The following is a 22,196-nucleotide window of genomic DNA, read 5'->3' on the forward strand; positions in this document are numbered from 1 at the left end:
TTCAGTTCCCCGACGTCTCGCGCAGCAAGGCCATGCGACCATATAGCATCCGAGCGCGTTCGTTGAGATGCTCGATCCCGGCCGCTGGTATTGTGTCCATGGACTGGGTGGGGTGATACCCATCAGCAAGGCGGTGTGACGGTAGCCCCTCCTGCCTGAGCGCACCCAACTCGTTTTCGATGCGATTCAGGTGTGCCTGCACTCGCCACGCGCTCCGTGCGCGCCGCCACCGTCGGAACGCTCGCCAGAACATGGAGTGCGGGTTCAACCAAGGCCGACGCAATACCTTCTCGAGCCCCTCAAGCGCTGCCGCGTGGCGTCGGGCCTCGGCCGATGTGGCTAGTTCGGCGGCGATTTCGAGCTTGGGGATGCCGCTGCGCACCTGCGAGAGGTAGTTGGCAAGGCCGCCTGGGTCGGCGGGCCTGCCCAGTATCGCGAGGTAGGCGGCGCGGACAAAAGACTCGTCGTGAAGCGCCAGGAGCTCCGAGAGCTTGGCCGGTCCGGCGAGCGTCAGCCGATCAGGCGGGGGTAGGCGCTGGCTCACAGAAGGTGTTCTCGCAGATGGGCGTGGACTCGTTCGGCGATCACGTTCCAGGCATAGTGTTCGCGCACGAAGTCACTGGCGTTCCTGACAAGAGATTCGTCGATGCCGCGGATGAAACAGTCCATCAGGGCGACTGGGAAGTCCTGGGTTTCTGACGCGATGTAGTGCCGACCCGGCTGGATGTCGATTCCGCGTGCGCCGAACGGTGTCGAGACGACGGGCAGGCCAGCGGCCAGGTAGTCGAACATCTTCAAGTTGCTTCCGGTACCGGACAGCATAGGGTTGACCGCGACGTCGGCCGCCGATAGCAGCACTTGCTTCTCTTCGTCGTCTACGACACCTAGTAGCTTCACGTTGCTCGGCATCTCGCTGCCGGCGTACTTCAGACCGACGCTTCCGACGATCAGGAAGGAAACGTCGGGGAGCGCCTCGGCGTAGGCGCGGACGTGGTCCATGGCTTCGAAATTCGGCCCGTGCCAGCTGCCCATGAAGAGTACGCTGCGGCCCGAAAGGCCTACCACCTTGGCGAGACGCTGGCGCACGAGGGGAGGCGTGAAGCGCACTTCGTCCTCTGCAAAGCCGTTTGGAACGACAAGCTGGCTGGCTCGAGTCGGACCATAGAGTCCGGTAAGCGCTTGCAAGTCTTCCGCTGTGCAGGCGAAGACGAATTCCGCAGCGTGCCAAGCTTCGGCCTCCACGGACCGGACCACTTCGGCCAGTTCGAGCGCTGCGCCCGACGTCCCGAGCATTTGCTGCTTCAGCGTCCATTCGACGTCTTGAGCCTCATACCACAGCGGCAATCCGGGCTTGTGCTTGCACATCTCCCTGGCCAAGTATGGATGGCATGCGACCAGAACATGCGCTTCACGTACGCAGGCCTCGAGCGTCTCTCCATAAGCGGGGGTCAGGTGTAGAGCCATCGCGGCCACGATATCGGTCACGGGGATCCATCCGACAGACTGGCTTTGTTGGTTCTCGTACGCCTGGTGCGCCTCCGTCTTGGGAATTCGGATCTCTCGCAGGCCCGGTGCAATTTGAGCATCGAATCGTGGCTGGTCTGCAGGTCCCAGCGTGACGAGGGTGATGTCGAAATGCCGAGCGAGATGTCGGTACAGGTGAAACACCCGCGACTGTCCTCCCCCCCTCGGGGGATGGACGGGAAACGTGACCGTGACCACCATGCGCGGCCGGTGCGGCCACTGACGTCCGAGCACCCGGCGCGCTCGAGGAGCGGGCGCGAGTTCCTGGCCAAGCAGGCCCTCTACGACCGTCCGCCACCCGATCTTCCCCACGCGCCGGCGGGCCTCCTCGCCCATGCGCCGCGCCGCGGATCGATCCTCGCACAGCTTATCGATCGCAGAGGCAATGGCGAGTGGTTCCGGCGGAACGCATAGCCCGGTCTCTCCGTCAACGACGAACTCGTTCACACCACCCGCATCCGCAACGGTGAGCACGGGCTTCCCACTCATCATCGCCTCCAGTGTGATGAGCCCGTAGTCCTCGTCGTACGGGACGAACGGAATGACGAGCGCGTCCGCATACAAGTCCAGGACTTGGGAGTCGGTCAGAGGGCCAAGGAATCGAATACGGGGGTCATTCCCTGCCAGATGGCGCAGCGCGGGCTCGTCAGGCCCTGTACCTCCGATGAGCAAGGGAATGTCCGCTTTCACGTGGCACATCGCTTCGATCAATAGGCGGACGCGCTTCGGCACGTCGAGTCTGCTTATCGTGAAGAGGTAGTCATCGCCGCCACAACGAAAGCCTTCGAGACGAGGGGGCGGGTACAGCACAGATACTTGCTGTCCGGCTGGAAAGTAGCCCGCACGGTCGCGGACAGTCCGGGAAATAGCCGCATATCCGGCCATCCGGGCCGGTTGCATTGCAAAGCCATCGAGAAAGTGGACCACGTCGCGCGCGAAAGGTCCGGGGAACCGCGTGAAGCTCGATGACAGTTGGCCGCCGCCCAAGCCTTCCTGCACGAGGTCGAAGAAGCGCTCCAGCGCCTCGCGGCCGGTCTCCCCGCTGCTACGGATCCTGTGCATCTCGTCACGGACGCGTTGCGCGTGGGGAGTGTCGTAGTCGCACTCCAGCGGCTGATTCATGAAGTGGTATGCGTCATACAGCCCACGAAGGGTGTGGAGCATGTAGACGACGTGCGATGGATGTTGCACCATCCACGACGGATACTTCGTGGACACGACTCGGTCGAACGAGGAAAGATCCAGCCGCGAGAAAGTGCGGTAAGACATCAAGAGGTCTGGCAGATTGTGCTCTAGCACCGAGACCTTAAAGAGCTCGCAGCGGTGCGCTGTCTGCTCATTGATGAAGCGCTGCAGGCCAAGTGCGAGGTGCTCGGCGCCACCAAGGACGAAGGGAACTGGGCTCGGAGCCACCAAAGCGATGTTCATCTGCATGCCTAGCAGGTCAACGCGTCGATGACGCTGTCCCACGAAATGTCCATTGACATGTAGTGAGCCCGACCGTTCCTGCCCATCTCCCTTGCCGCTTGACGGTTCGCCCAGAGGCCGTTGATTGCTTCAGCGACGGCATGTTCGTCCGGAGCCACCACGCGTCCTGTCTGGCCGTCGACCACGAACTCTGTTGGCCCCCCCGAGTCCACACAGGTGATGACGGGCTTGGACGACAACATCGCTTCGAGAGTCACGAAACCGTAGTCCTCATGGAGCGGGCCGAAGAATACGGCAAGACTATTGCTGTAGTACCGAATCTTCTCTTGGTCGTGAATTTGTCCGAGGAAGCGCACGCGGTGCTGTAGGCCTAGCTCTTCGGACAGGCGCCGCAGTTCCTGCGATTGACCGCCTTCACCTGCAAAAAACGCATACACGGGTGGTCGGACGTGAGCCATGGCCCGCAGCAGCAGGGATTGTCGCTTCAGTGACTCAAGTCGGCTGGGACAGAAGACATACGGCATGTCCTCTCCAGCGATGAACTGGTCGGCGAAGTGGGGCGGTTGGTACAGAGGCGTTGATGCGATCCCGTTGAAGCGCGTGAGTCTCTCGCCAACGGTCCGGGAGATAGTGAAAACCGCACGCGCTGCGCGGAGCGCTTTGGTATCCCGAAGGGCCACCTCGTCCTTGAAGCGCACACTGTCCAGATGATCCGACCTTTCTCCGAACGGCGTGTCGAACAGCTCGTAGACGGAGCGATGCTGGTGCATCAACCACACCCGCATCTCCGGGTGGCGAAGGTAGAAGGCCGGGAATTTCAGAGCCACGACCCGGTCGATCGCGCCGCAATCGAAACCGTCGAAATCGAGTGCTTGCCACCAGTCCATGTTCTCCCGGACCGCCGCAGGAGGCCCGAACCGGAAGGGCAGGGTGACGACCTCGGTGCGATGTCCTGCCGCCCTGAGTGCATCAAGCAACCCTTGGGTCATGATCTCCGCGCCTCCATTAATGAAGGGCACCTGCACCGTCGCAATGGCCACTTTCACGGCTGAGACGCCTCTCCCGTGATACGCCGGCGCACTAATGCAAGAGTCTGCGCAGCGGCCGCATGACCGGTGCGTGCGGGAGAAGGGTCCTGTGAAGAGCCGCTGGCCGGCGCATGGCCAGCGGACAGCCGATCCATATCGGCACCGAACAGGGCAAGCTGGTGCACGATCCGGCCGAGTTCATCTTCCACCGCCCGGAGCGCCTCAAGGCTGCGCAGGTGCTGATCTTCGAGATGCTGAGCGAGTTCGCCGATTCGGTCCTCCAGCAGCGTCGATCGGTGATTCGAACGTTCCGCCGCTGCCGCCAAGGCGTGGCCGATGTCGTCAATCCGGCTTGAAAGCGTCTGCGCAACGGATTCCGCGGCCTGCGCGTATTCCTCCTGCTGGACAGCCAGGCGATTCTCCAAGCTACGTAGCTTGTCCTCCACGGGCAGCAGCGACCCTCGCATCATCTTTCGCACCGCTCGTGACCAGAGCGACAGGGGGCGGGTCGGAACACGCCGGAGCAACTCGGCGAGGCCTGGAAGGCTGACGCCTCTCGACCGGCCCTCAGAGGACATCGCCAACTGCGCGACGACAATTTCCTTGCTGACGCCCGCCCGCACTTGCGTAAGAAAGTTCGAAAGGCCGCTGGCGTCGGCTTGTCGGCCCAACACGGTGGCGTAGGCAGCGCGCACGAAGCGCTCGTCATGTAGGGCCAGCAAGGCCTCCAGCGAAGAAGCCGGCGTGTCGGCCGAGTGTGCGGCAGGGAGCATGTCAGCCCTCTCGTCTGGTGTTCGGATATGGCCATCGGCCCTTTTGGACGTCAGAGGGAGCCGTTGTCGCGATGCCTCGAGCCGCGCCAGGACAACTGCTTCATGACGTACGGCCTCGTCCCGGGCTTGTCGAAGCGATCGCTCGGCTGACACAAGCTGTGTCTGCAGGCCCGCCACGAGGTCGTCCATTTGGCGCCTTTGCCGTTGCAGAGTCGCGGCGTGCTGCTCTTGCAACTGCGCCACGCGTCGATCTGCTGCATCGGAAACGGCATGCAGCGCGTTGACAGCCTCTGCCTCCTGGACCAGAGCATGCTGCTGCTGGAGGGACAACCGGTGCTCCAGCAACTGGGCTTGGCGCGTCGCTTCGGCTGCCTTCGCCGAGGTTTCAGCGCTCTCGTGCTCCAACGCCTCGCGACGCTCGGTCTCCCTCCGAAGCTGTGCGTGAGCCTTGGCCAAGAGATCGGCATGCTGCGAGCTTTCCAAGCTCAATCGCTGCTCGAGGAGGCGTTGGGCTTCTTCCAGATGCATGACCTGCTCGCGCGCAGCCGCCAGCAGTGCCTCGGTCCTGCCCATGCGGGCCTCAATCTCCGCCCTTTGTGCATCCGCAAGTTCGCGCCGGGCCGACATCTCAAGCAGATCGGCTTGGCTCTGCTCGCGCAGCGCCGCCAACTGCTCCTGGTGGTAGGCAAGTTCGGCAACTTGCTGCTGCCGAACCCGGGCCAGTTCCTCGCGCGACTCGGAGAGCGACTCACGCAGTGCAGGCACCTCTGCGGCGGCTTCGGCAGCCGCTTCCGCAGCCTTTTCAATGCTCCGGACACGCTCTTCACAGGCGCGCGACTTTTGCTGCTCCTGCGCCGCTTGCTCCTCGGCTTGCGCCGCGAGTGCCCGGGCATGGGCCTCCGCTGCCTTGACGGTGTCGCAGAAGCTATGGGCAGAAAGACCCGACAGCGAAAAGCCGTCGAAGACATTCGGTGGGACCTGCAAGGACTCAACCAGTTCGGGGTGCCGCTCCGAGACATAGAAGCGATTGAGGCCGTCGAAGTACACAAACTGGTAGCCTAACTGGACAACCAGGGGATCCCAATCCTCGTAGGACAGCTCCTTGCTTCGAGGCCGCGTAGCCTCAACCACAAGTATCCAAGGCCGCTGCTCCGAAGGCTCCCAACTGCGAATGACGCTCGCTTCCATGCCTTCGACATCAATCTTCAGCCAGTGCACGTCGCGGTTGCCGCACACTTCGAAGATCGACGCCAGGGTGACGCAGGGCACGGCGATCGGGGTGCTGCCATAGCCGGCCGATCGATGGTTTTCAGCCAAGGCAGCATCCGACGTGCTGAGTCCGGTGTGGTGCACATCGTAGAGTGTCAGGAGCCCCGTCTGCTCGCTGACGGCCGCCTGGATCACCGTCTCATCCGGCCTCGCATCGCGCAGGGCCCGCGCGTAGGCCGGCGTGGGTTCGACGTGGATGCCGCGCCATCCCAGTTCGTAGAACGCCATGCTGACCGAGTCCGCGATCGGGTCCTGCGCACCGACATCGATATAGAACCCCTGCGGCACGTGGCCGAGTGCGCGCAGCAGCATCACGTCCTCGAAGTTTTGCGCATAGGAGATCGGCATGGTGTTGGGAACCGTCGCGAGGCACCGATCTACTTGGTGGTCTGGACCGCCGTAAGCACAGGGTAGGCGACTGAGAAGACGATGTTCAGGAACTTCTGCAGCTCTGCGGCGGGTGCGTTCGACACGTAGAGGATGTCCTTGTCCTTCATTGCGAAGTTCTGCATGAGGAAGAAACTGGTCGGATCCTTCATGTCAAGCTGATACACCACTGGCACTTGACCGTCAGCCGTTGTCGATACCGGCTGGCGAGGCCAGTCCAATGCCCCAGACGGCTCGAACCGAAAAACGAAGACCCCTTGAACGTCAGAGCGTGAATCGATGAGTCCGCCAGCGCGGGCCAGAGCCTGGGCGAGCGAGATGCCAGGCGTTTCGAAGTTCACCTCCTCGTTCTTCCCGGTAGACCCCAGGGCTGTGAAGCTCAGAGGTTGCACCATGGCCGTCACGACATCGCCCGCCCACAAGGGGACGTTCTGCCGTGGGTCTCGAATAACCGTGTCCAAGGGCAGTGCGAAATACTGCGATCCGCGTGTCACCTGAATTGTGACTTTGCTGACCGGCTGCCGCACCCCGCCTGCTGCGGCGAGCGCATCCAGCAGCTTTTCCCCCGCTGGTGTGAGCTGTAGCTTGGTGTTGGTTGCCACTTCGCCCACCACTGTTACCGTTGAAGTGCTGTTGCGGGTCTGCCGCACGATCACTTCAGGCTTGTTGGCCTTGCCTTTGAGACGACCGGTAATGTCGGCCTCTATCTCCGAGATCGTCCGGCCTCGGACGGACACCTTGCCTGCGAACGGCACCACGATGTTGCCATCACGGTCGACCACCTGCTCCGGAAGGGCGGTGCCCCGGCTTGCAGCAAGTGAACCGCGCAGCTCGGAAGCCGCACCACCGAACAGCGTGGCCGGCGGCGCCTCCCAGATGTTCACCTCCAGGGCGTCGCCAGGGCCAATGCCGCTGTAACGCGCCGACGCAGCCCCCAAGGCCTCGGAAAACAGTCGCTGCCGGCGTTCAACAAGCAGTCGCTGCGTCACATCGCCCGTCAGCTGAACCAACTGGATGGAACCAGTCGGTGCATGCTGCTCCACATCCTTGCGGCTGGGGCCGACGTTGGGCAGTTGCGCACAGCCGCACAGCAAGGCGGCGCAGAGGGCAAGGATGAACAGCCGTGAAGCGGTGTGTCGCATGGGCAATACTCACTGCCGGCCGTAGTGATCTTCGAAGCGAACGATGTCGTCCTCGCCAAGGTAGGAGCCCGACTGGACCTCAATGATCTCCAGCGGCACCTTGCCGGGGTTCGCAAGGCGGTGGCGTTCGCCGAGCGGAATGTACGTGCTCTGGTTCTCCGTCAGGACGATCACTTTGTCCCCGTTGGTAACCTCGGCCGTTCCCGACACCACTATCCAGTGCTCCGCACGGTGGTGGTGCATCTGGAGGCTGAGGCTCTCCCCGGGTTTCACCATGATCCGCTTTACCTGGAAGCGAGGGCCTGCATCAATGCTGTCATACCAGCCCCAGGGACGATGGACCTGGCGATGCAAATGCTGCTCGGTGCGGCCACTGCCCTGCAGCTTGCCGACGATTTTCTTCACGTCCTGGGCGCGCCTGCGGTCGGCAACGAGGACGGCATCGGGTGTCTCGACAATCACGATGTCCTCAAGTCCGACCGCGCCCACCAGCCTGCTGCTTGCATGGATGAGGACGTTGTGGCTGTCAGCTATCAGCGTGTCACCGAAGGTGGCGTTGCCGTCCTCGTTCTTGTCCGCCACCTGCCACACCGCGTCCCAGGCACCCAGATCCGACCAGCCAGCAGCCAGGGGAACCATCGAGACGGTGAAGCGGGTGCCAGGGCATTGCTCGATGACTGCATAGTCCACCGATTCGGCCGGAACGGCCGAAAAGAGGTCAGGGTTGGGCCGCAGCATGTTGTTGTCGCGCGTGCCGGCCTCGAAGGCGCGCCGGGTGGCCTCCAGGATATCGGCTCGGAATTCGCCGAGCGCCTGCAGCCACACCGAGGCGCGCATGACGAACATCCCGCTATTCCAGAAGTGATGCCCTTCGTCGAGATACCGTTGCGCAGTCTGCAAGTTGGGTTTCTCAACAAAGCGCAGCACTTTCATCACCGGGCCGCTACCCTCGGTGCGGATGTAACCGAACCCGGTTTCGGGGCCGCTGGGAGGGATACCCAAGATGACGATGCCGCCTGAAGCAGCCTCCTCCGCCGCGCTGCGCAGCGCAGCGGTAAAGGCCGTTAAGTCGATCACCGTCTGATCCGCGGGGGAGACGACGAGTACCGGATCCAAACCCTGTTCCTGTGCGTGCAGTGCTGCGAGGGTAACCGCAGGCGCTGTGTTTCTGCCACAGGGTTCCAACATCAGCAGGCTCTGCTGCAGCGACACCGCTTGCAGTTGCTCCAGTAGCATGAAGCGGTGCTCCTCGTTGCCGACCACAATCGGATCCGCCGAGGGCAGGAAGTCCCTGCCCAGCCCTTTCAGGCGCAGAGCTGCCTGCTGGAAGAGGCTTTGCTGGCCCAGCAGCGACAGAAACTGCTTCGGGAACTGTGCGCGCGAGAGCGGCCACAGCCGGGTGCCTGAACCGCCTGCCATGATGACCGGTTGCAGGTTGATCGATGAGTTCATTGAGAAGTTTCCACTGGACCGCAGCGCCACTTCGGACGGCGACGGCGATCGTTCCTAGTCGCGCCGCGAACTAAGGACCCAACTTGCTTGAGCCGTGCGGTGAACAAACCAGCAATGATACAGGCTGCCTCGCCCCTAGCCCTTGGAGTCCGGGCAAGTCTGGTCTAGCAGCCGCATGGCGTGGCGGTACACCACCTGATCGCCTTCCGTGAGACGGTGCAGTGCCCTCCGGTCGGCCGGTTCGAGGCGCGCCGCCTCAAGGCGGCCTGGGTTGACATTCAAACGTCGCTGCTCTTGAGGAGGAGGCCGCAGATCCAATTGTCGGCACAGTCCGCGCAGTGAAGTTGAATAGCGCTCAGTCACTCCGACGAACGCCATGTCGTCCAGGCGGCGCAGAGCGGTGTCGAGCAACTGCTGCAAAGGTCGATCAAAGGGAGCGGTCATCATCCGCTGCTCAAGAACACCTTGCCCGAGTTGCGTCGCATTCAGATCGGCAGCCTCCGCAACCGGGTCCAACTCCATCGCCAAAGCTCTCACCTGGAAGTTTTCGACGGTCGTCCGGAGGATCGGGTCGGCCAAATACTTCGCCAAAGACCCCGCCTCGACGGCTCGGCAGTGCAAGTAGTGAGTTGGATCTCGCAGGACGTGCCCATGGTGCGAGAGTGCCCGCTCTACCGGATCTCGTAAGAAAGTAAACGCCCGTACAGGACGCCCGACGAACCCCTGCAACGCGCCATAGAAGTGACCACGATACAGCCGGACGCCGTGGACGTCTTCTGTCCGACAGCCGATCAGATGCCGCCACAGGTGTCCAGGGAACACCGTACCTTTTGGATAGGCGGATTCGAGAAATCGCGTGAGTGACGTCCCGGCCGTCTTCGGAATGTGGAAAAAGTAGTCGACCGGCTGGCGAGTAGCAGATGCGTCCGAGCTCATCGTGGGAAGGAAGGTCAGCTTGCTGAGATTGTGAATCGTTTCTGTCGCCCATCGCGCAGTACGAAACAGCAATGAGAGCGGCAAGAGATAATGTGGCCATGACCGATACCCCTCTGGCGGCGACCTCCGAGGCGCCGCTGGCCCCCGCCCGCTTCGACACCCTCCCGCTCGACCCGAAGCTCCTTCGCGCCGTCGCCGACCAGGGCTACGCGACCATGACCCCCATCCAGGCGAAGGCGATTCCCCTCGTCCTGGCGGGCCGAGACGTCATGGGCGCGGCCCAAACCGGCACCGGCAAGACAGCGGCCTTCTCGATCCCGCTTTTGCAAAAGATGCTGCGGCACGAGAACGCCAGCGCCTCGCCCGCGCGCCACCCCGTGCGCGCCCTGTGCCTGGCGCCCACCCGAGAGCTTGCCGACCAGGTCGCCAACAACGTCAAGGCCTACGCCAAGCACACCAACCTGCGCGTGGCGGTGGTCTTCGGTGGCATCGACATGAAGCCGCAGACCGCCGAGCTGAAGGCCGGCGTCGAGGTGCTGATCGCCACGCCGGGTCGCCTGCTGGACCACATCGAAGCCAAGAACGCGGTGCTGAACCAGGTCGAGTACGTGGTGCTGGACGAGGCGGACCGCATGCTGGACATCGGCTTCCTGCCCGACCTGCAGCGCATCCTGTCCTACCTGCCCAAGCAGCGGCAGACCTTGTTGTTTTCGGCAACGTTCTCTCCCGAGATCCGGCGCCTGGCGCAGAGCTACCTGCAGGACCCGATCACGGTCGAGGTGGCCCGGCCCAATGCCACTGCGTCGTTGATCGAGCAGCGCTTTTTCAGCGTGTCCGACGACGACAAGCGTGGTGCGGTGCGCCAACTGCTGAAGGACCGAGCCCTCACGCAGGCGATCGTGTTCGTGAACTCCAAGCTGGGCGCTGCGCGGCTGGCCCGCTCGTTCGAGCGTGATGGCCTGAAGACCGCGGCGCTGCACGGCGACAAGTCGCAGGACGAGCGCCTGAAGTCACTGGAGGCCTTCAAGCGCGGCGAAGTGGAGCTGCTGGTGGCCACCGACGTGGCCGCGCGCGGGCTGGACATTGCCGACCTGCCGGCCGTTTTCAACTTCGACGTGCCCTTCAATGCCGAGGACTATGTGCACCGCATCGGCCGCACCGGCCGCGCGGGCGCATCCGGCCTGGCAGTCACGCTTGTCACGCGGGACGACACCCGGCTCATCGGCGACATCGAGAAGCTGATCAAGAAGAAGATCGAGCTGGAGCCGATCGAGCTCGAGGACGACCGTCCGCGCCGGCCGCGCCGCCCGATGGACGACGATGCCGGAGCCGAGCGCCGCCCGGAACGCGCTCCTGTGGCAGAGCGTGCCCCGGTGGACCGGGCGATGGAGCGTCCGCGGCGGTCCTGGGCGCCTCCAGCGGCGCCGTCCGATCCGATCTTCGACCGCCCGTACGAGCCGTCTGCGGCCACTGGCGAGTCACCCGCCTGGGATCACAAGGCGCAGCCCGCCAACGACGCCCCGCGGACCGGGCTCACCTCGAACATCAAGCCGAAGAAGAAGGTCGCATCGCTGCTGGGCGGTGGCCGCAAGAGCTAGGCAAGGAAGGCAAACACCGCGGGCAGCCGGTCGGGCAGGGTGGTCTGCGCCTTGCGCCATTGGGCCACCGCCTGCGTGCGGGTCCAGCCATTGGCCAGCGTGAGCCCGCAGCTGACCGACAGTTGCGTGGTCGGCGACAGCGCCGCAGCCATGGCGTTCAGCAGCGCAGTGTTGCGGTAGGGCGTCTCGATCACCAGTTGGGTCTGGCCACTGCGGCGCGACAGCGATTCCAGCTCCTTCAGCCGCGCGGCGCGGGCCGCAGCTTCCACCGGCAGATAGCCCACAAACGCAAAACTCTGCCCGTTCAAGCCGCTGGCGGCCAAGGCCAGCATCAGCGAGCTGGCGCCGGCCAGCGCTTGCACGGGCACGCCCAGCCGGTGGGCGGCGTCCACCACGGCCGCGCCCGGGTCGGCCACGGCGGGCAGCCCGGCTTCGGAGATCAGCCCCACGTCGTCGCCTTGCATGGCAGGCGACAGCAGCGCTTGCCATTGCTCGGCGCCTGGCACCGCATCCGAACCGCCACCCTTGCGCGGCCGTGGCAGCTCCACGATGGATATCGCCTGCAGCGGCTGGGCCAGCGGGACCACCGCGTCCACCCGCTTCAGAAAAGCGCGTGTGGTCTTGGCGTTCTCCGCGATCCAATGGCGCAGCCCGGCGGCACGCCGCAACACGCCGGCGGGCAGCACGTCCTGCAACTCGCCGGCTTCAGTGCCCAGGTCCAGCGTGTTCGGCACGAGCACCAGCGTGCCAGGCGTTGCCGTGGTCATGGGCTGCCCAAAGGATCCAGCCCCGCTTCGCGCAGCAAGGCGCAGGTGCGGATCAGCGGGAGGCCCACCAGCGCGGTGGGGTCGTCGGATTCGATCGCGTCCAGCAACGCGATGCCCAGGGTTTCGCACTTGGCGCTGCCGGCGCAGTCGTACGGCTGCTCGGTCCGCAGGTAGTGTTCGATTTCGGCGTCAGCCAATACTCGAAAGCGCACGCTCACCGGCGCCAGCAGTACACGTTCATAGCCAGTACTCTGCCTGGCCAGGGCCACGGCCGTCTGGAACACCACCAGCCGCCCGCTCATGGCGCGCAGCTGTTCGACCGCCCGTTCATGGTTGCCCGGCTTGCCGATCGGCTGCCCGTCCAGATCGGCGACCTGGTCGGAGCCAATCACGATGGCATCTGGATGCGCCTGTGCCACGGCCCGGGCCTTGGCCAGCGCCAATCGCAGGGCCAATGCCGCCGGGCTTTCGCCGCGCTGTGGCGTCTCGTCCACCTGCGGCGCCACCACCTCGAAAGGCAGGCGTAGCCGCTCCAGCAGTTCGCGCCGGTAGCGTGACGTGGAACCAAGGATGAGGCGGGGTCTCGAAGCTCGCATCGCGGAATTCTCCCACTGCATTTCCGTACACTGGCTGCAATGAAGCAGAGAGTGTTCGATCCCTTTCGCCTGGATGTGCCTGCCTTTGCCGCGGACGCCGCGGAGCTTGACGGGCAATGGCCCTTGACCGCGTTCCCGCGCCTGGCGGAGGCGGGTGCCACCGATGCGCCGGACGGGCCGCACGAGGCGGTGCAATGGCATGCGCGGGGCGAATCGCGGGGCCGCCGCGCCGGGGAACCGCAGCTGTGGCTGCATCTGCAGGCCGATACCCATGCCTGGCTGCAATGCCAGCGCTGCCTGCAGCCCATGCGGCAGGCGTTGGCGGTTGAGCGTGTGTTCCGGTTTGTGCGAACAGAGGCCGAAGCCGAGGCCGAGGATCCGGACAGCGAAGAGGACGTGCTGGCGCTCAGCCGGGCGTTCGATCTGCGGGCACTGGTGGAAGACGAGCTGATCCTGGAGCTTCCGCTGGTGCCGCGCCACGAGGTCTGTCCGGATCCGCTGCCCTTGCCCCAGTCCGACACTGCGCCCGACCCGCTTCAGGCGCAGGCTGAGGCCGCCCCCCATCCGTTTGCCAAGCTGGCGGTGCTCAAGCGCGGGAAGTCCTCACACTGAACCTGGCTGGCGAGGGCAAACCCGGCATGCTAGAATCTTCGGCTTTCCCAGTGGCGCCTACCTCGCGACCACCCCAATTTTTGACCGCGTGCTCCCGCACGGCGCTGCCGCCGCGGAGTAAAAGCGTAGGAAGCCTTCAGGAGAACTCCATGGCCGTTCAGCAAAACAAGAAGTCGCCGTCCAAGCGCGGCATGCACCGTTCGCACAATGCCCTGAGCCAGCCGGGCACCGCGATCGAGCCGACCACCGGCGAAACGCATCTGCGCCACCACATCAGCCCGACCGGTTTCTACCGCGGCCGCAAGGTGCTCAAGACCAAGGCTGACGCCTGACGTTCTGATGCTGGGAACAGGTTGCCGCCCTGGCGGCGGTCGCCTCGCATCACAGTCCGGCTACGATTCGACGCCCGGTTTGCGAACTCCGCAAGCCGGGCGTTCGTCTTGCGCCCGTTGCGCCACTCTCCCGTGAGCCTCGATCCCCTTCCGCTGGTCCGCATTGCAGTCGACTGCATGGGCGGCGACCACGGCCCGGCCGTCACGCTGCCTGCGTGCCAGGCGTTCCTGCGAGCGCATCCCCAGGCCGAGCTGGTGCTGGTCGGCACGCCGGAGGCGCTGGCTCCCGCGCGCGGCTGGGCGCGCTGCAGCCTGGTGCCGGCGAGCGAAGTGGTGACCATGGACGACCCGGTGGAGGTGGCGCTTCGGCGCAAGAAGGACTCCTCCATGCGGGTGGCGATCAGCCAGCTCAAGGCGGTGGGCGAACAGACGCCCGCCCTGGCCCACGCCTGTGTCTCCGCAGGCAACACCGGCGCGCTCATGGCTGTGGCGCGCTACGTGCTCAAGACGCTGGACGGCATCGACCGGCCGGCCATCGCCTACGGCATCCCCAACCAGCGTGACCACCACACCGTGATGCTGGACCTGGGCGCCAACGTCGACTGCACCGCGGAGCACCTGCTGCAGTTCGCCGTCATGGGCGCGGCGCTCGCCAGCGCGATGGCGCCCGGTAAAGAGCCCAGCGTGGGCCTGCTCAACATCGGTGAAGAGGCCATCAAGGGCAGCGAGACCATCAAGCGCGCAGCCGAGCTGCTGCGCAAGGCCGCTGCCGACGGGCACCTCAACTTCCACGGCAACGTCGAAGGCAACGACATCTTCAAGGGCACCACCGACGTGGTGGTGTGCGACGGTTTTGTCGGCAATGTGGTGCTCAAGGCGTCGGAGGGCCTGGCCGGCATGCTGGCCGCCTTCATCCGCCAGGAGTTCACCCGCTCGCCCTTCACCAAGGCGGCCGCGCTGGTGGCGCTGCCGGTGCTCAACCACTTCAAGGCCCGGGTCGACCACCGCCGCCACAACGGGGCGGCCCTGCTGGGCTTGCGCGGCCTGGTCTTCAAGAGCCACGGCTCCGCCGATGCCTTTGCCTTCGAGCAGGCCCTCGTGCGGGCGTATGATGCCGCCCGCAACCGACTGCTCGACCGGGTGCACGATCGCATCCTCGAGACCCTGCAGGCGCTGCCTGCTGGCGACGATGGATCCGATCCCGCCGCCCAAGCTGCATGAACTTGACTGCTCCTCGTTTCGCCCGCATCACGGGCACCGGCAGCCACTTGCCGGCGCGCCGCGTGACCAACGACGACCTGGCCCGTCAGCTCGCCGAACGCGGCGTGGAAACTTCTGACGCCTGGATCGTCGAACGCACCGGCATCCGTGCGCGCCACTTCGCGGCCGACACCGACACCTGCAGCGACCTGGCGGTGCGCGCCGCCCGTCAGGCGCTGGACGCGGCCGGTGTGTCCGCCGCCGACATCGATCTCATCATCGTTGCCACGTCCACGCCGGACATGGTGTTCCCGTCCACCGCCTGCATCGTGCAGCAGAAGCTGGGCATCCACGGCTGCGCCGCCTTCGACATGCAGGCCGTGTGCTCGGGCTTCGTCTACGGCCTGTCGGTGGCGGATTCGATGATCCGCAGCGGCGCTGCGAGCAAGGCGCTGGTGATCGGCTCGGAGATCTTTTCCCGCCTGCTGGACTTCAACGACCGCACCACCTGCGTGCTGTTCGGCGACGGGGCCGGCGCGGTGGTGGTAGAAGCGAGCAACACCCCTGGCATCCTGGCCAGCGACCTGCATGCCGACGGCCGCCATGTCGAAATCCTCTGCACGCCGGGCACCGTGTCGGGCGGGCAGATCAGTGGCAGCCCGCTGCTGCAGATGGACGGCCCGGCGGTGTTCAAACTGGCCGTGGGCGTGCTGGAAGAAGCCGCCCGCAGCACCTTGAAAAAAGCCGGCCGCACCGACGCTGACATCGACTGGTTGATTCCTCACCAGGCGAACATCCGCATCATGCAGAGCACGGCGCGCAAGCTGAAGCTGCCGCTGGACAAGCTGATCGCCACCGTGGACGAACACGGCAACACCTCGGCGGCGTCCATTCCATTGGCGCTGGACGTCGCCGTGCGCAGCGGCAAGATCCAACGCGGTGACACCCTGATGCTCGAGGGCGTGGGCGGCGGTTTCACCTGGGGCGCCGTGCTGCTCGATTTCTAGACCACAAGCGAAGCGATGACCGCATTTGCATTCGTGTTCCCGGGCCAGGGATCGCAAGCCGTCGGCATGCTGGACGCCTGGGGCGACCACCCGGCCGTGCGCAGCACCCTGGTGGAAGCATCCGAGGCGCTGGGCGAGGACGTGGCTGCACTCATCCAGCATGGGCCCAAGGAGCAGCTGGACCTCACCACCAACACCCAGCCGGTGATGCTGGTGGCCGGTGTGGCCTGCTACCGGGCCTGGCTGGCGGAAACCGGCCTGGAGCCGGCGGCCGTCGCTGGCCATTCGCTCGGCGAATACAGCGCGCTGGTGGTGGCCGGGGCCCTGACGCTGGCCGACGCGTTGCCGCTGGTGCGCTTCCGCGCGCAGGCGATGCAGGACGCGGTGCCCGTGGGCGCCGGCGGCATGGCCGCCATCCTCGGCATGGAGGCGCAGGCCGTGCGCGAGGGTTGCGCCCAGGCGGCCACCGCCACGGGCGAAGCGGTCGAAGCGGTCAACTTCAACGATCCCAAGCAGACCGTGATCGCCGGCAGCAAGGCGGGCGTGGACAAGGCCTGCGAGCTGCTCAAGGCCGCGGGCGCCAAGCGGGCGCTGCCGCTGCCGGTGTCGGCGCCTTTCCATTCCAGCCTGATGAAACCCGCGGCCGAGCGCCTGAAGCTCAGGCTTACAGATACCCTCATCCGGGCGCCTCGCATCGCGGTGGTGAACAACATCGATGTGCGTATCGAAGAGCAGCCGGATGCCATCCGGGAAGCGCTCTACCGCCAGGCCTTCGGTCCGGTGCGCTGGGTGGAGGTGGTGCAGGCGCTGCGCCAGCGCGGGCTGTCGCAGGTGTTCGAATGCGGCCCGGGCAAGGTGCTGGCCGGCATGGTGAAACGCATCGATGCGGAGGTCATCACCGGCACGGTGTACGACCCGGCTTCGCTGCAGAGTGTGAAAGAGATGCTGGCATGAGCGCGTCTTCCTTCGAAGGCCAGGTCGCCCTGGTCACCGGCGCCTCGCGCGGCATCGGCCGCGCCATCGCCATGGAGCTGGCCTCGCGCGGGCTCAAGGTGATCGGCACCGCCACGTCCGACGCCGGCGCGGGGGCGATCGATGCTGCATTGGCGGCGCGCCCCGGTTGCCGTGGCTTGACGCTGAACGTCAACGACGGCCCGGCGGTGGAAGCCGCCGTCGAGGCCATCGTGAAGGAGCATGGCGCCCTGCATGTGCTGGTCAACAACGCCGGCATCACGCGCGACACACTCGCCATGCGCATGAAGGACGACGATTGGGACGCGGTGCTGGACACCAACCTCAAGGCCGTGTTCCGTTGCAGCCGTGCGGTGATGCGCACGATGATGAAGCAACGCTACGGCCGCATCATCAGCATCACCTCGGTGGTGGGTGCCAGCGGCAACCCCGGCCAGGCCAACTACGCCGCCGCCAAGGCCGGCGTGGCGGGCATGACCCGCGCGCTCGCGCGCGAGCTGGGCAGCCGGGGCATCACGGTGAACTGCGTCGCCCCGGGATTCATCGCCACCGACATGACGGACGCACTGCCCGAGGCGCAGAAGACCGCATTGCTGCAGCAGATCCCGCTCGGGCGCCTGGGCGCGCCGGAGGAGATTGCACAAGCCGTTGCCTTCCTGGCCAGTCCGCAAGCCGGCTACATCACCGGCACCGAGCTGCACGTCAACGGCGGCATGTTCATGAACTGAAGTTGGTCCAGCCCGGTCAGTAACCGCTCATCAGGGTGTCTTAGAGACGACACTCTATCGGCGGGTAAAATCGCGGGCTGTTTGTTTTTCTGTTTTCCCACTCCTGGAGGAGTCATGAGCGATATCGAAGCACGAGTCAAGAAAATCATCGCCGAGCAACTCGGCGTGCCGGAGGCGGACGTCACCAACGAGAAGGCCTTCGTGGCCGACCTGGGCGCCGACTCCCTTGACACCGTGGAACTGGTGATGGCCCTCGAGGACGAGTTCGGGATCGAGATCCCCGACGAGGAAGCCGAGAAGATCACCACCGTGCAGCTGGCGATCGACTACGCCGTCAAGCACCAGAAGGCGTAAACACCGGACTCCTCACGCATGACCCGTCGTCGCGTCGTCATCACCGGGCTCGGGCTGATCAGCCCGGTCGGCAACACCGTGGCCGAAGGTTGGGCCAACCTGGTGGCCGGCCGCACCGGCATCGCCACCGTCACCAAGTTCGACGCGTCGAACCTGGCCTGCCGCTTTGCCGGCGAGGTGAAGGGCTTCAACGTCGAGGAGTACATCCCGGCGAAGGAAGCCCGCCATATGGACACCTTCATCCACTACGGATTGGCGGCGTCCATGCAGGCGGTCAAGGACGCCGGCCTGGCGGTGGGCGACGCGCTGAACGAGGAAGATGCCGAGCGCATCGGCGTGCTGGTGGGCTCTGGCATCGGCGGCTTGCCGCTGATCGAGGAGACGCACCAGGAACTGGTCGATCGTGGCCCGCGCCGCATCTCGCCGTTCTTTGTGCCGGCCTCGATCATCAACATGATCTCCGGCCACGTGTCGATCAAGTTCGGCTTCAAGGGGCCCAACCTTGCGATCGTCACCGCTTGCACCACCGGCCTGCATTGCATCGGCGAGGCCGGCCGCTTGATCGAATACGGCGATGCCGATGTGATGGTCGCTGGCGGAGCGGAGTCCACCGTGTCGCCGCTGGGCATCGGCGGTTTTGCGGCAGCGCGTGCGCTGTCCACCCGCAATGACGACCCTGCCACCGCATCCCGCCCTTGGGACAAGGACCGCGACGGCTTCGTGCTGGGTGAGGGCGCCGGCGTGCTGGTGCTCGAGGAGTACGAGCACGCCAAGAAGCGCGGCGCACGGATCTACGCCGAGCTGGGTGGCTTCGGCATGGGCGCGGATGCCTTCCACATGACAGCGCCCGATGTCGATGGCCCGAAGCGGTCGATGAAGGCTGCGCTGCGCAATGCCGGCGTCAACGCGGACCAGGTGCAGTACCTCAATGCACACGGTACCTCCACGCCGCTGGGCGACCTGAACGAGACCAATGCCATCAAGCTCGCGTTCGGTGAACATGCCAAGCGGCTGGTGGTGAACTCCACCAAGTCGATGACCGGCCATCTGCTGGGCGGCGCGGGCGGCATCGAGTCGGTGTTCACCACGCTGGCGGTGCACCACCAGCTGTCTCCACCCACGATCAACATCTTCAACCAGGATCCGGAATGCGACCTGGACTACTGTGCCAACACGGCGCGGGAGATGAAGATCGATGTGGCGGTGAAGAACAACTTCGGATTCGGCGGCACCAACGGCACGCTGGTGATCCGGCGCATCTGACGCTGCACGTCGCTGCGGGCCATGCGCGCTGCGCCGGCCGTCACGGTTGAACTGCCCGGCTCCCGCCGCTGGGATGCGCTCGCCCCGCTGCTCGGGGCGAAGAGCTTCGCAGCGAGCGCCGCCACGCTGTGCGGCCACCTGGAACTCGGCTTGGTACCGGCAGGCGTGAGCATTGCCACGGCTGGGCTGGGTGGCGCCCTGCTGTTGTGGTTCGTCCGGCCGCCCGGCCGGGGAACGATCCGCTGGGACGGTGCGCAGTGGTGGTATCGCGCCCCGGGCGCGCAGGCCGTTGAACAGGCAGGACAGGTGCAGGTGATGATGGACTTCCACCGCTGGATGCTGTTGCGCTTCGATGCGGACGCACCCGGCATGCGTGGCGCCTGGCTGCCCGTGGCGGAAGCCCGCCTGCGCCTCGGGCCGGAGCTGCGCGCTGCGGTATATTGCCGCGCCTTGAACCCCCAGAACCCTGCGCGTCGCGGACGCGAGCCCGAATGAGCGCCGCAGACGCCGATGCGCTGCTGATCGACCGCGTGAAGCAGGGCGACATGCGCGCCTTCGAGATGCTGGTGGTCAAGTACCAACGCCGCATCGAGCGCCTCATCGGCCGCATGGTGCGCGACGTGGACCTGGTGCAGGACATAGCGCAGGAGACTTTCATCCGCGCGTACCGTGCCATCCCCCAGTTCAGGGGGGAGAGCGCTTTCTACACCTGGCTGTACCGCATCGCCGTCAACACGGCGAAGAAGGCACTGGTCGAGCTCAAGCGCGACCCCCTAGTTTCAGAGTCGGCCTACGCGTCATCCGAGGATGGCGAGGAAACTTCCCGGGTCGAAAACGAACTAAGCGACGGCGAGACCCCCGAGGCGGTGCTGGCGAGCAAGGAAATCGCGGCCACCGTCAACGCGGCTGTCGATGCGCTGTCGGAGGATCTCCGCCAGGCGATCACCCTGCGCGAGATCGAAGGCCTGAGCTATGAAGAGATTGCCGACGTGATGAACTGCCCGATCGGCACCGTTCGTTCACGGATCTTTCGTGCACGTGAGGCGATCGCAGAACGGTTGCGGCCGTTGCTTGGCACGCGCGAGGGCGAACGCTGGTAGCCGCAGGCTGCCGGTGGCCCATGTAATGTTGTCTGGAGTCGAAGATGTCTGACGATTCGGTCGATGCAAGCGAGCCCAGGCGGGCGTTGTCCGCCTTGACCGATGGGGAACTCGACGCCGCTGCCGTGCAGCGTGCCTGCGCCGCCTGGCGCGAGGACGCCACTGCGCGTGGCACCTGGCACACCTACCACCTCATCGGCGACGTGCTGCGATCCGACGACCTAGCCGTTCCGGCGCAGCGAGACGATGCCTTCCTTGCCGCCTTGAGGGCGCGCCTGGCGCAGGAACCGGTTGTCCTGGCGCCTGCTTCGGTGACTCAGCCCGCGGCCTTGCCGGCTGCACCGGCGGTTGCCCCATTGCGGCGCCGCGCCTGGGCCGCCCCGCTGGCAGTGGCCGCCGGCTTCGTGGCCGTCGCCGGCGTGCTGGCGGTCACGCAGGTGGCAGGGCCAGTGGGTGCACCACCTTCCGGACCCTTGGCCACCCTGGCGCCGGGCCAGGGTGCGGTCGCGGCCGTGGCGGTGCAGCCAGCGGGCGCAGACCGCGACAGCGGGGCGCCGGGCGCGGACGCCAAGTTGATCCGTGATGTGCACCTGGACCGGTACCTGGCTGCGCACAAGCAGTTCGGCAGCACGGCAGCGGTCAGCGTCCCCGGGGTGCGCCTGCGCAACGCGGCCACCTACGCACCCGAGCGCTGATCCTTGCCCATGGTGCGCCGTTTTCTGCTCGCCGCCCTGGGCTTGGCGACGACACTGATGAGCGTAGACGCGCTGGCCGAGGGCCGTGCCGACATGCCGGTGGACGCACGCGCCTGGCTGGCACGTGTGCACGAGGCCGCCAGCCTGCGCAACTACCAGGGCACCCAGGTGTTCACGGCAGGCGGCGTGGTGTCCAGCAGCCGCATTGCCCACTACTGCGACGGCAGCCAGCAGTACGAGCGTGTGGACATGCTCGACGGACAGATGCGCCGGGTGTTCCGCCACAACGACACCGTCTACACCGTGTGGCCGCAGCGCCAGATCGCGGTGGTGGAGCAGCGCGAACCGCTGCCCCCGTTCCCGGCGCTGCTACAGGCCGGCGGCGACCGCCTCACCGAATACTACGAACTCATGTCCCAGGGCAGCGACCGCCTGGCGGGTTATGACGCCGAGGTGTTTTTACTCAAGCCGCGCGATGCCCTACGCTTCGGCCAGCGCCTGTGGGCGGAGCGCAGCACCGGCCTGCTGTTGCGCACCGACGTGCTGGGCGCACATGGCGAGGTGCTGGAGTCCTCGGCGTTTTCGGAGGTCGCGATCGGTGTGCGGGCGCAACCCGAGACGGTGCTGCAGCCAATGAAAAAGCTCGAGGGCTACCGGGTCGTGAGGCCGGCGGTGACAGCCACCCAGCTCGAGGGCGAAGGTTGGGCCATGAAGCAGGGGGTGCCGGGCTTCCGGCAGATCAGCTGCGTCAAGCGGCCGCTCACGGCCGGTTTGCCCGACGTCGGCCGCAATGCCGGCCCCGCCGAGGTGCTGCAGACCATCTTCTCCGACGGCCTGACGCACGTGTCGCTGTTCATCGAGCCCTTCGACAGCCAGCGCCACCAGCGGCCGATGCACACCGCGGTGGGGGCCACGCACACGCTGATGCAACGCCAGGGCGAGTGGTGGATCACCGTGGTCGGCGACGTGCCGACCTCGACCTTGAAGCAGTTTGCGGGAGCGCTGGAACGGCGCAAGTGAAAACGCAGCCCGC

The 22,196-nt window shown here is 65.6% G+C and carries 22 protein-coding genes; 13 read left to right on the plus strand and 9 right to left on the minus strand.

The window, feature by feature from the left end:
- Window position 1 precedes the first annotated feature (1 nt).
- The 7 genes from VPH43_RS09495 to VPH43_RS09525 form a co-directional block, all read right to left on the minus strand.
- A complete protein-coding gene (locus VPH43_RS09495) occupies window positions 2–544 on the minus strand; it encodes a DUF4214 domain-containing protein (protein WP_328577446.1) in 543 nt (180 codons plus the stop codon).
- Window positions 541–2,958: a glycosyltransferase family 4 protein gene (locus tag VPH43_RS09500; RefSeq protein WP_328577447.1), complete on the minus strand. Its 2,418-nt coding sequence runs from the start codon at window positions 2,956–2,958 to the stop codon at window positions 541–543. The genes VPH43_RS09495 and VPH43_RS09500 overlap by 4 nt, the downstream gene beginning before the upstream one ends.
- 2 nt (window positions 2,959–2,960) lie before the next feature.
- Window positions 2,961–3,998, minus strand: a complete 1,038-nt coding sequence (locus VPH43_RS09505; protein ID WP_328577448.1) for a glycosyltransferase family 4 protein — start codon at window positions 3,996–3,998, stop codon at window positions 2,961–2,963.
- Entirely contained in the window at window positions 3,995–6,370 is a 2,376-nt protein-coding gene (locus tag VPH43_RS09510; RefSeq protein ID WP_328577449.1) for an FkbM family methyltransferase, read from the minus strand. The genes VPH43_RS09505 and VPH43_RS09510 overlap by 4 nt, the downstream gene beginning before the upstream one ends.
- Before the next feature lie 29 nt (window positions 6,371–6,399).
- Window positions 6,400–7,551 carry a polysaccharide biosynthesis/export family protein gene (locus VPH43_RS09515; protein ID WP_328577450.1) on the minus strand — a complete coding sequence of 384 codons (1,152 nt, stop codon included), beginning with the start codon at window positions 7,549–7,551 and terminating at the stop codon, window positions 6,400–6,402.
- A gap of 9 nt (window positions 7,552–7,560) precedes the next feature.
- Window positions 7,561–9,003 (minus strand): mannose-1-phosphate guanylyltransferase/mannose-6-phosphate isomerase, encoded by a 1,443-nt coding sequence (locus VPH43_RS09520; RefSeq protein ID WP_328577451.1) that lies wholly within the window; start codon window positions 9,001–9,003, stop codon window positions 7,561–7,563.
- Between the two features lie 135 nt (window positions 9,004–9,138).
- A complete protein-coding gene (locus VPH43_RS09525) occupies window positions 9,139–10,023 on the minus strand; it encodes a hypothetical protein (RefSeq protein WP_328577452.1) in 885 nt (294 codons plus the stop codon).
- A gap of 14 nt (window positions 10,024–10,037) precedes the next feature.
- On the opposite strand from VPH43_RS09525, the gene VPH43_RS09530 reads away from it, so the two are divergent.
- A complete protein-coding gene (locus tag VPH43_RS09530; RefSeq protein WP_328577453.1) occupies window positions 10,038–11,537 on the plus strand; it encodes a DEAD/DEAH box helicase in 1,500 nt (499 codons plus the stop codon).
- On the opposite strand, the gene VPH43_RS09535 is transcribed toward VPH43_RS09530, so the two are convergent.
- Together VPH43_RS09535 and VPH43_RS09540 are read right to left on the minus strand one after the other, a co-directional pair.
- Entirely contained in the window at window positions 11,534–12,304 is a 771-nt protein-coding gene (locus tag VPH43_RS09535) for an SAM-dependent methyltransferase (protein ID WP_328577454.1), read from the minus strand. The genes VPH43_RS09530 and VPH43_RS09535 overlap by 4 nt on opposite strands.
- Window positions 12,301–12,900, minus strand: coding sequence for a Maf family nucleotide pyrophosphatase (locus VPH43_RS09540; protein WP_328577455.1), 600 nt, complete (start codon window positions 12,898–12,900; stop codon window positions 12,301–12,303). Before VPH43_RS09540 ends, VPH43_RS09535 begins: the two co-directional genes overlap by 4 nt.
- A 39-nt stretch (window positions 12,901–12,939) precedes the next feature.
- Here VPH43_RS09540 and VPH43_RS09545 point away from each other — a divergent pair, with 39 nt between their 5' ends.
- The 12 genes from VPH43_RS09545 (at window position 12,940) to VPH43_RS09600 (ending at window position 22,183) form a co-directional block, all read left to right on the plus strand.
- The gene (locus tag VPH43_RS09545) at window positions 12,940–13,512 is read left to right on the plus strand and encodes a YceD family protein (RefSeq protein ID WP_328577456.1); all 573 of its coding nucleotides are present in this window, start codon (window positions 12,940–12,942) and stop codon (window positions 13,510–13,512) included.
- A 149-nt stretch (window positions 13,513–13,661) separates the two neighbouring features.
- Window positions 13,662–13,844 (plus strand): 50S ribosomal protein L32, encoded by a 183-nt coding sequence (gene rpmF / locus VPH43_RS09550; protein ID WP_328577457.1) that lies wholly within the window; start codon window positions 13,662–13,664, stop codon window positions 13,842–13,844.
- Window positions 13,845–13,997: 153 nt separating this feature from the next.
- A complete protein-coding gene (gene plsX / locus VPH43_RS09555; protein WP_328577847.1) occupies window positions 13,998–15,065 on the plus strand; it encodes a phosphate acyltransferase PlsX in 1,068 nt (355 codons plus the stop codon).
- Window positions 15,062–16,051, plus strand: a complete 990-nt coding sequence (locus tag VPH43_RS09560; protein ID WP_328577458.1) for a beta-ketoacyl-ACP synthase III — start codon at window positions 15,062–15,064, stop codon at window positions 16,049–16,051. The genes plsX and VPH43_RS09560 overlap by 4 nt, the downstream gene beginning before the upstream one ends.
- Before the next feature lie 15 nt (window positions 16,052–16,066).
- Window positions 16,067–17,005 carry an ACP S-malonyltransferase gene (fabD, locus tag VPH43_RS09565; protein WP_328577459.1) on the plus strand — a complete coding sequence of 313 codons (939 nt, stop codon included), beginning with the start codon at window positions 16,067–16,069 and terminating at the stop codon, window positions 17,003–17,005.
- The gene (gene fabG / locus VPH43_RS09570) at window positions 17,002–17,751 is read left to right on the plus strand and encodes a 3-oxoacyl-ACP reductase FabG (protein ID WP_328577460.1); all 750 of its coding nucleotides are present in this window, start codon (window positions 17,002–17,004) and stop codon (window positions 17,749–17,751) included. Before fabD ends, fabG begins: the two co-directional genes overlap by 4 nt.
- 114 nt (window positions 17,752–17,865) lie before the next feature.
- Window positions 17,866–18,105, plus strand: a complete 240-nt coding sequence (gene acpP, locus VPH43_RS09575) for an acyl carrier protein (protein ID WP_058936430.1) — start codon at window positions 17,866–17,868, stop codon at window positions 18,103–18,105.
- Window positions 18,106–18,123: 18 nt separating this feature from the next.
- Window positions 18,124–19,368 carry a beta-ketoacyl-ACP synthase II gene (gene fabF, locus VPH43_RS09580; protein WP_328577461.1) on the plus strand — a complete coding sequence of 415 codons (1,245 nt, stop codon included), beginning with the start codon at window positions 18,124–18,126 and terminating at the stop codon, window positions 19,366–19,368.
- Between the two features lie 21 nt (window positions 19,369–19,389).
- Entirely contained in the window at window positions 19,390–19,863 is a 474-nt protein-coding gene (locus tag VPH43_RS09585) for a hypothetical protein (protein WP_328577462.1), read from the plus strand.
- Window positions 19,860–20,468 carry an RNA polymerase sigma factor RpoE gene (gene rpoE / locus VPH43_RS09590; RefSeq protein WP_328577463.1) on the plus strand — a complete coding sequence of 203 codons (609 nt, stop codon included), beginning with the start codon at window positions 19,860–19,862 and terminating at the stop codon, window positions 20,466–20,468. The genes VPH43_RS09585 and rpoE overlap by 4 nt, the downstream gene beginning before the upstream one ends.
- Window positions 20,469–20,512: 44 nt before the next feature.
- A complete protein-coding gene (locus VPH43_RS09595; RefSeq protein ID WP_328577464.1) occupies window positions 20,513–21,163 on the plus strand; it encodes a sigma-E factor negative regulatory protein in 651 nt (216 codons plus the stop codon).
- A gap of 9 nt (window positions 21,164–21,172) precedes the next feature.
- Window positions 21,173–22,183, plus strand: a complete 1,011-nt coding sequence (locus VPH43_RS09600; protein WP_328577465.1) for a MucB/RseB C-terminal domain-containing protein — start codon at window positions 21,173–21,175, stop codon at window positions 22,181–22,183.
- Window positions 22,184–22,196: the final 13 nt, after the last annotated feature.

The sequence above is a fragment of the Ideonella sp. BN130291 genome (assembly GCF_036231905.1).
GTDB lineage: Bacteria > Pseudomonadota > Gammaproteobacteria > Burkholderiales > Burkholderiaceae_C > CAMLIZ01.